Source organism: Amnibacterium sp., from assembly GCF_025463795.1.
Taxonomy (GTDB): domain Bacteria; phylum Actinomycetota; class Actinomycetes; order Actinomycetales; family Microbacteriaceae; genus Amnibacterium.
Genome location: NZ_JAODBE010000080.1, coordinates 20301 through 27660, shown reverse-complemented (window position 1 = coordinate 27660; position 7360 = coordinate 20301). Strand labels below are relative to the sequence as shown.

Annotated in this window: 11 protein-coding genes; 6 read left to right on the top strand and 5 right to left on the bottom strand. The window is 72.4% G+C overall.

Going from position 1 to position 7360, the window contains the following annotated elements; all coding sequences use genetic code 11:
• Positions 1-227: 227 nt before the first annotated feature.
• The gene (gene upp, locus JWQ92_RS07955) at positions 228-866 is read right to left on the bottom strand and encodes a uracil phosphoribosyltransferase (RefSeq protein WP_297343924.1); all 639 of its coding nucleotides are present in this window, start codon (positions 864-866) and stop codon (positions 228-230) included.
• A gap of 67 nt (positions 867-933) precedes the next feature.
• Here upp and JWQ92_RS07950 point away from each other — a divergent pair, with 67 nt between their 5' ends.
• Positions 934-1365, top strand: coding sequence for a nucleoside deaminase (locus tag JWQ92_RS07950; RefSeq protein WP_297343926.1), 432 nt, complete (start codon positions 934-936; stop codon positions 1363-1365).
• Here JWQ92_RS07950 and JWQ92_RS07945 read toward each other — a convergent pair whose 3' ends face one another.
• Complete coding sequence (locus JWQ92_RS07945) at positions 1366-1668, bottom strand: hypothetical protein (RefSeq protein ID WP_297343923.1); 303 nt, start codon at positions 1666-1668, stop codon at positions 1366-1368.
• A gap of 58 nt (positions 1669-1726) precedes the next feature.
• Between JWQ92_RS07945 and proC the strand changes: the two genes are divergently transcribed.
• From proC to JWQ92_RS07925, 4 genes are all read left to right on the top strand, one after another.
• On the top strand, positions 1727-2563 hold the full coding sequence (proC, locus tag JWQ92_RS07940) for a pyrroline-5-carboxylate reductase (RefSeq protein WP_297343922.1): 837 nt from the start codon (positions 1727-1729) through the stop codon (positions 2561-2563).
• 65 nt (positions 2564-2628) lie between these two features.
• Positions 2629-3060: a helix-turn-helix transcriptional regulator gene (locus JWQ92_RS07935; RefSeq protein WP_297343921.1), complete on the top strand. Its 432-nt coding sequence runs from the start codon at positions 2629-2631 to the stop codon at positions 3058-3060.
• Positions 3061-3314: 254 nt separating this feature from the next.
• On the top strand, positions 3315-3521 hold the full coding sequence (locus JWQ92_RS07930) for a helix-turn-helix domain-containing protein (protein ID WP_297343920.1): 207 nt from the start codon (positions 3315-3317) through the stop codon (positions 3519-3521).
• A 100-nt stretch (positions 3522-3621) separates the two neighbouring features.
• Positions 3622-3720 carry an AURKAIP1/COX24 domain-containing protein gene (locus JWQ92_RS07925; protein ID WP_003792170.1) on the top strand — a complete coding sequence of 33 codons (99 nt, stop codon included), beginning with the start codon at positions 3622-3624 and terminating at the stop codon, positions 3718-3720.
• 194 nt (positions 3721-3914) lie between these two features.
• On the opposite strand, the gene JWQ92_RS07920 is transcribed toward JWQ92_RS07925, so the two are convergent.
• On the bottom strand, positions 3915-4664 hold the full coding sequence (locus JWQ92_RS07920) for an HAD family phosphatase (RefSeq protein ID WP_297343919.1): 750 nt from the start codon (positions 4662-4664) through the stop codon (positions 3915-3917).
• Positions 4665-4718: 54 nt separating this feature from the next.
• Between JWQ92_RS07920 and JWQ92_RS07915 the strand changes: the two genes are divergently transcribed.
• Positions 4719-4976 (top strand): glutaredoxin family protein, encoded by a 258-nt coding sequence (locus JWQ92_RS07915; protein ID WP_297343918.1) that lies wholly within the window; start codon positions 4719-4721, stop codon positions 4974-4976.
• Here the strand turns inward: JWQ92_RS07915 and JWQ92_RS07910 are convergent.
• Both JWQ92_RS07910 and aspS read right to left on the bottom strand, forming a co-directional pair.
• On the bottom strand, positions 4973-6049 hold the full coding sequence (locus JWQ92_RS07910) for an AI-2E family transporter (protein ID WP_297343917.1): 1077 nt from the start codon (positions 6047-6049) through the stop codon (positions 4973-4975). The two genes, JWQ92_RS07915 and JWQ92_RS07910, sit on opposite strands and share 4 nt — an antisense overlap.
• Positions 6046-7356, bottom strand: a complete 1311-nt coding sequence (gene aspS / locus JWQ92_RS07905) for an aspartate--tRNA(Asn) ligase (RefSeq protein WP_297343916.1) — start codon at positions 7354-7356, stop codon at positions 6046-6048. Before aspS ends, JWQ92_RS07910 begins: the two co-directional genes overlap by 4 nt.
• Positions 7357-7360: the final 4 nt, after the last annotated feature.

Here is a 7360-nt window from a genome sequence, read left to right as displayed (position 1 = left end):
ATCGCCTGCGGAGCCTGACGAGCCTCGAGGGCGGTCGTGCTGTGCGCGGCGGAAGACATGCCCGGCATCCTGACCGATGTCTGGGAGCCCTGTCAAGCCGCCGCCCGGCGCGCCGCTCCTCAGCCCGTCGTAGTCAGGTCGCCCCGGCTCGACGCGCCGGTGCCGGATCCGGACCCTCCTGAATCGCTGTGGCGGATCCTGAGAACGGCGGAACAGCGGAACGGCGCTCAGCTCGGGACGGTGCCGTAGAGCCGATCGCCGGCGTCGCCGAGACCGGGGACGATGTAGCCGAGCTCGTTGAGCTTCTCGTCCAGGGCGCCCAGCACGATCGTGAGGTTCCGACCCTTCGTCGCCGCGTCGATCGCTGCCAGCCCTTCAGGAGCGGCGAGGAGGCACACGGCGGTCACGTCGACGGCGCCGCGGTCGAAGAGGTAGTCGATCGCGGCGAGCAGGCTGCCGCCGGTCGCGAGCATGGGGTCTAGCACGAAGCACTGCCGGTTCTCGAGGTCGCTCGGCAGCCGCTCGGCGTAGATCGTCGGCTCGAGGGTCTCCTCGTTGCGCACCATGCCCAGGAAGCCCACCTCGGCGCTCGGGATGAGCTTCACCATGCCCTCCAGCATCCCGAGGCCCGCCCGCAGGATCGGCACGATCAGCGGCCGGGGATCGCTGATGGCGAGGCCGGTGGTCGGTGCCACGGGCGTCTCGATCGAGACGGGCTGCACCCGCACCTGCCGGGTGGCCTCGTAGGCCAGCAGCGTGACCAGCTCCTCGGCCAGCGCGCGGAACGTCGGCGACGGGGTCGTGCGATCCCGCAGCCGCGTCAGCTTGTGCGTGATCAACGGATGGTCGGCCACGTGCACGCGCATGCTGTCAGGGTACTGAGACAACGGGAGCCGGAAGGAGCGGGTCGTGCGGGCAGCAGACGGCGAGCTCATGGCGCTCGCGCTCCACGAGGCGCGCTCGGCGCTCGGAACCGGCGACGTGCCCGTGGGCGCGGTCGTCGTGGACGGCGAGGGCCTCGTCCTGGGCGTAGGCCGCAACGAGCGGGAGGCGACGGGCGACCCGCTCGCCCACGCCGAGGTGGTCGCCCTCCGGGCGGCCGCGGCCGCACGCGGAACCTGGCGGCTCGACGACTGCACGCTCGTCGTGACGCTAGAGCCCTGCGTGATGTGCGCGGGCGCGGTGCTCGCCGCCCGGGTGCCTCGCCTCGTGTTCGGTGCGTGGGACGAGAAGGCCGGCGCGGTCGGATCCGTGCAGGACGTCCTCCGCGACCGTCACGTGCCGCACAGGGTCGAGGTCGTGGCGGGGGTCGACGCCGGGGCGTGCTCGGCGCTGCTCACCGACTTCTTCGCCGGCAGGCGCTGACTACTCCATCCCGCGGATGACGATCGTCTCCGTGGGTGTCGCCTCGTCGTGGGCGACGTCCGGCTCCACGAACACGGCGGCGCCCTTCGGCGCGATCCGAGCCGCCGCGAGTTGCACGTGCGCGATCACGTTGACGACGTCGGTCAGCGCCAGCAGCGGCGGCAGCCCGACCCGGATCACGACGAGCACCCGCCCGGAACCGTCCTCGCGTCCGATCCGCACCGTCGAGACGGCGCGCACGTTGCGCACCTTGCCGACGGCCTGACCGATCGCGGTCGCCGCATCGACCTCGTTGTTCGACATCAGGCACCTCCCCGCCCGCGCGAGCCAGTGTAGGAGGTCGGGCTCTACGCTTCCGCGGGTGACCGACACCCCCGCTGCACCCCTGCCCTCGCCCGTCGCGATCCTGGGGGGCGGATCCATGGGCGGCGCGATCCTGAGCGGTCTCCGCGCCGCCGGCGTCGCCGACCTCCGCGTCACCACCCGCACCGCGACCCGCGCCCTTGAGCCGGCCGACGGCCTGCGCGTGCTCGTCGCCGAGCAGGACTCCGACGCCAACCGCACCGCGGTTCGCGGCGCCCGCCTCGTCGTGATCGCCGTCAAACCGGCGGGCGTCACCGCGCTGCTCACCGAGATCGCCGACACGCTCGAGCCCGGTGCCGTCGTGGTCAGCGTCGCCGCCGGCATCCCCATCGCGACGATGGCCGCCGCCCTTCCCGCCGGCACCGCCGTGCTGCGGGCCATGCCGAACACGCCCTCCGCAGTCGGCGCCGGCGTCACGGGGATCGCAGCGGCTCCGGGCACGGCGCCCGAGGACGCCGCCGCCGTCGTCGCCGCGTTCCGCACCGTGGGCACCGTCGTCGAGCTGGCGGAGGACCGGATCGACTCACTCTCCGCCGTCTCGGGGTCGGGCCCCGCGTACCTCTACCTCTTCCTCGAGCGCTTCACCGACGCTGCCCGCCGTCTCGGGTTCAGCGCCGAGGAGGCCGACGCACTCGTCGTGGGCACCGCGCAGGGCGCCCTGCGGCTGCTCGCCGAGACCGGCGACGAGCCGGCCGAGCTGCGGCGGCGGGTGACCAGCCCGAAAGGCACCACGGAGCGCGCGGTCGCGGTGTTCGAGCAGCGGGATCTGGGCGGGATCTTCGACGAGGCGCTGGCCGCGGCGATCGCGCGCGCCGCGGAGCTGGCGGCCGGTTGACGGCTGTCCCCCGTTCGGGGGAGGCGTTCGTGGCGCTCGGGACCGGGCGCCGATACGGTGGGCATGTGGCGGACCTGTTCGACGTCATCGCCGATCCGACGCGGCGAGAACTCCTGCGCGCCCTCCTCGAGCAGACCGAGGCGCCCGACGGCGCCGGTGAGGCCAGCGTCGGCGAACTCGTCACGAAGCTCTCGCTGAGCCAGCCGACGGTCTCCAAGCACCTGAAGACACTCCGCGAGTTCTCGATCGTGTCGGTGCGCGAACAGGGTCAGCACCGCTACTACCGCCTGGAGCCGGCGCAGCTCGCGCCGATCGCCGAGTGGCTCGGCGCCTTCGTGAAGCCCGTCGTGGCCGCCGCGGATCCGGTGTCCGACGAGACCGTGGCGGTCGCCGCCGCGAGCCCTCGCCATCCGCTGTCGCCGCGGATCCGCGCCACGGCCGTGCGCCTCGGCGCGGCGAGCGCCGGCGTCACCGGCCGCTTCCGCCGCTCGCGCTGACGCCCGCCGCGCTCCTCGCGCCCGCTCTTCCGCGCCGCGGCGGTTACCACTTCCGCCCCCTTCAGCCCCGTCGAAGGGGGCAGAAGTGGCAAGTCACGGGGGATCGGGTCGGTGAACGGACGGATCCGGACGCCCTCGAAGGGTGGACTCGTTGTCACATCTGCCCCTACAGTGAACGGTGATACCACTCGAGGCGGCGGTATCACGGGGGTTCGCGGGGTCAGCACCGGCGGACCGGGGCGGAAGGGGACACCGTGTCCGGACTGAGTGATGCGCGGTTCCTCACCGTCGCCGAGGTCGCCGACATGATGCGTGTCTCGCGCATGACGGTGTACCGGCTCGTCCACTCGGGCGACCTGCCCGCCATCCGCTTCGGCCGCTCGTTCCGCGTGCCCGAGTCGGCCGTGCAGATGGCGATGAGCAACCACGTCGTCGAGCCGACCATCTCGCGCTCCGCCTGACCCTCGGACGAGCCGCCCGCGTCGCGGGCTAGACTGTCGGGGCGATTCCGCGGTCCGTACCGGTGGCGCGGACGCCGCCGCAGGACGTGAAGGAGTTCGTATGGGTTCGGTCATCAAGAAGCGCCGCAAGCGCATGGCCAAGAAGAAGCACCGCAAGCTGCTGCGCAAGACGCGTCACCAGCGCCGCAACAAGAAGTGACGTCGCGCGGCGCGGAAGCGCCGCCGACGTCAGGTTGAGGGCGGCCGCTCCCGGCCGCATCACGCGACCTCGCGCGCGGGCCTCCACCGCAGGGTGTGGCCCGCGTTCGCGTATGCGGGCACACCCCGGCCCGTCGGGCCCGTCGGGCCCGTCCGGTCGCCCGCGCTCGCGCGCAGAGGCCGGAGCCGCCTGCATCACGCGGCCTTGCGGCGCGCCTCCTGCCGCACGCGGCGCCGTTCGGCGCGGATGCTGGACGGGTCGAGCTGCAGCGTGCGCCAGCCGGCACGGGCGGCGTGCGCCGCGAGCTCCCGGTCCGGGTTGATCACGACGGGCGTGCCCACCGAGGTGAGCAGCGGCAGGTCGTTGATGGAGTCGCTGTAGGCGTAGCAGTCGGCCGGGTCGTAGCCGCGTGCCGCGAGCAGCGTGCGAGCCGCGGCGGCCTTCTCCGGTCCGTGCATCGTCGGGCCGCTGAACCGTCCGGTGAAGACGCCGTCCTCGATCTCGAGCCCGGATCCGATCCCGCCCGTCGCGCCGAGGCTCACGGCGAGCTCCTGCGCCAGGAAGTCGGGCGTCGCCGACACGAGCCACACCTCGTGGCCGGCCGCGAGGTGGGCACGGAGCACCTCCTGGGTCTCGGGCCACATGCGGGGCCGCATCCGCCCGACGACGGACGCCGCGAGCCGGTGCAGCCGCTCCGCGGAGACGCCGGCGAGCAGCTTCATGCCGCGGTCCCGGACCTCGTCGAGTACGCCCAGATGCTCGCCGCGACGGCGGAACTTCACGGCCTCCCAGCCGAACCGCACGAGGTCGCGCAGGGAGACGATGCCGAGGGTTCGGGCGGCGCGGGCGAGGAACAGCAGGCTGGCGCCGTTCACCAGCGTCTTGTCGATGTCGAAGAACGCGGCGACCGGCAGCGGAGGTGGGGCGGACGGCTGCTCTGGCATCCGGGGAAGTGTAGGCCGCGGGGCTCGGCGCAGCCCGGGCTACGCTTCCGTTCCGTGTCCGCGACCACCGTCACCCTGATCGCCAAGCCGGGCTGCCACCTCTGCGACGACGCGAGAGCGGTCGTCGACCGCGTGCTCGCCGACCTCGACCGGGACGGCGTCGGCGTGCGCCTGGTGGAGCGCAACATCCTCGAGGAACCGCAGCTCGCCGCCCGCTACGCCGACGACATCCCCGTCGTACTCATCGACGAGCGGATGCACGGCCGGTGGCGGATCGACGCGGAGGCGCTGCGGGAGGACCTCCTCCGCTAGTCCCGCCAGGACTTGATCGCGGTCCACACGACGCTCGCCGCCGGCACCGCCAGCACCGCGCCGATCACCCCGCCCAGCACCGTGCCCGCCGTGAGGGCGAGCAGGATCGCGAGCGGGTGCAGGCTGAGCGACTTGCCCATGATGAGCGGCTGCAGCAGGTTGCCCTCGAGCTGGTTCACGAGGATCACGATCCCGACGACGATGAGCGCGACCACGGGGCCGCCGGTGACCAGGGCGACGAGGGCCGCGACGATCCCGGCGACCGTCGCGCCGACGACGGGGATGAACGCCGTCACGAACACGAGCACCGTGAGCGGGACCGCGAGCGGGACCCGCAGAATCAGCAGGCCGGCGCCGATGAAGACCGCGTCGACGAGGGCGACGAGCGCCGTCCCGCGCACGTAGGCGCCGAGGACGCCCACGCTGCGCGCCCCGATCCGCTCCGCTCGTGCCCGCGCATCGCCGTGGAACGGCTGCAGCAGGAAGCGCCAGATGGTGCGACCGTCCTTGAGGAAGAAGAACAGGACGAAGACGAGCAGCACGAGGCCGGTGATCAGCGACGTGGCCGTGGACAGGCCTGCGAGCGCGCCGGAGGCGAACGACGAGCTCGTGACGAACTGCACGACCGACTGCTTCGCCTGCTGGAACTGGGCGTCGTTCACCGGGAAGCCGCTGCTCGCGGCGAACTGCTGCAGCTGGTCGACGCCGTCGCTCGTGGCGGAGACGAGCGACTTCCACTGCGCGACCACCGCGAGCGCGACACCCGTGCCCACGCCGGCGAGCACGAGCACGCTGAGCACGAGCGTGGCCAGCGCGGCGAGGCCGTTGGGCACGTGCAGCCGTACGAGCAGGCGCACGAGCGGATCGAACGCGGACGCGAGGATGAGCGCGATCAGCACCGGGATGACGACGAGCCGCAGCTGCAGGGCGGCGTAGATCACGGCGACGGCGAGCGTCGTGACGAGGAGCACCTGCAGGCAGCGGACGCTGAACCGCCCGAAGCCGTCCGTCCAGAGCCCGACGAGCCGCCCCGATCTCGTGGTCGGAGGCGGGCCGGACCCCGGTTCGCTCACGGCAGCAGCCGGTTCGGTCCCCGGAACAGGAACGTCGTCTCGCGGATGCTCTGCCGCTCGAGCAGCAGCATCAGCACCCGGGCGAGCCCCATCCCGAACCCGCCGTGCGGCGGGACGCCGTAGCGGAAGAAGTCGAGGTAGGTGCCGAGCTCCTTCGGGTCGAGGCCCTTGTCCTCCGCCTGCGCGGTCAGCACGTCGACGCGGTGCTCGCGCTGCGCCCCGGTGGAGATCTCGGTGCCGCGGTAGATGAGGTCGTAGCTCTTCGTCAGCGCCGGATCCGCCGGAGACCGCATGTGGTAGAAGGGCCGGATGCTCGTGGCGTAGTCGGTCAGGAACACGAAGTCGTGGCCGAACTCCTCGCGCACGTACGCGGCGATCCGCCGCTCGCCCTCCGGGTCCATGTCCTCGTCGGCCCGCGGGACGGTGTAGCCGCGCTCCGCGACGATCCGCTTCGCCTCCGCGAGTGGGATGCGCGGGAACGGCCGGCTCGGCACGGTCATCTCGATGCCGAAGAGGCGCTCGATCTCGTCGCCGTGCTTCGCCTTCACGGCCTCGAAACCGGCGACGAGCAGGGCCTCGTGGATCGCCATGACGTCCTCGTGGCTGTCGATCCAGCTGACCTCCATGTCCACGCTCGTGAACTCGGTGGCGTGCCTGGCGGTGAAGGACGGGTCGGCGCGGAACGCGTCGGCGATCTCGAAGACCCCGCCGAAGCCGGCCGCCTGAGCCATCTGCTTGAAATGCTGCGGGCTCTGCGCCAGGTAGGCCACCGTGTCGAAGTAGCCGAGCTGGAACAGCTCCGCCCGCGACTCCGACGGCGACGCCATCAGCTTCGGGGTGTGCACCTCGAGGAAGTCGTGCTCGACCCACCAGGTGCGCAGCGCGTGCTCGAGCGTCGTCTGCACGCGGAAGATCAGCTGCTGGGCGGGCTGGCGCAGGTCGAGGAAGCGCCAGTCCATCCGCTTGTCGACGCTCGAGTCGGCTGCGATCGGCAGCTCGGGCTCGCTCGCGCCGACCACGTCGAGCGACTCGATCCGGACCTCGATGCCGCCGAGCTTCACGCGCTCGTCGTGCTTGAGGTCGCCGGCGACGAGCACGAAGCTGCCGATCGACATCTCGGAGATCGCCGTCGCGATCGCGTCGTCCTCCGCGGGGCGGGGCCGGACGAGCTGCACGGCGCCGCTCTCGTCACGGAGGACGAGGAACTGCACCTTCTTCTGGTCGCGGACGGTCTCGATCCAGCCGCCCACGACCACCGGCCCGTCGTCCAGGGCGGCGAGGTCGGCGATGCGGATGCGGGAGGTCACGGCG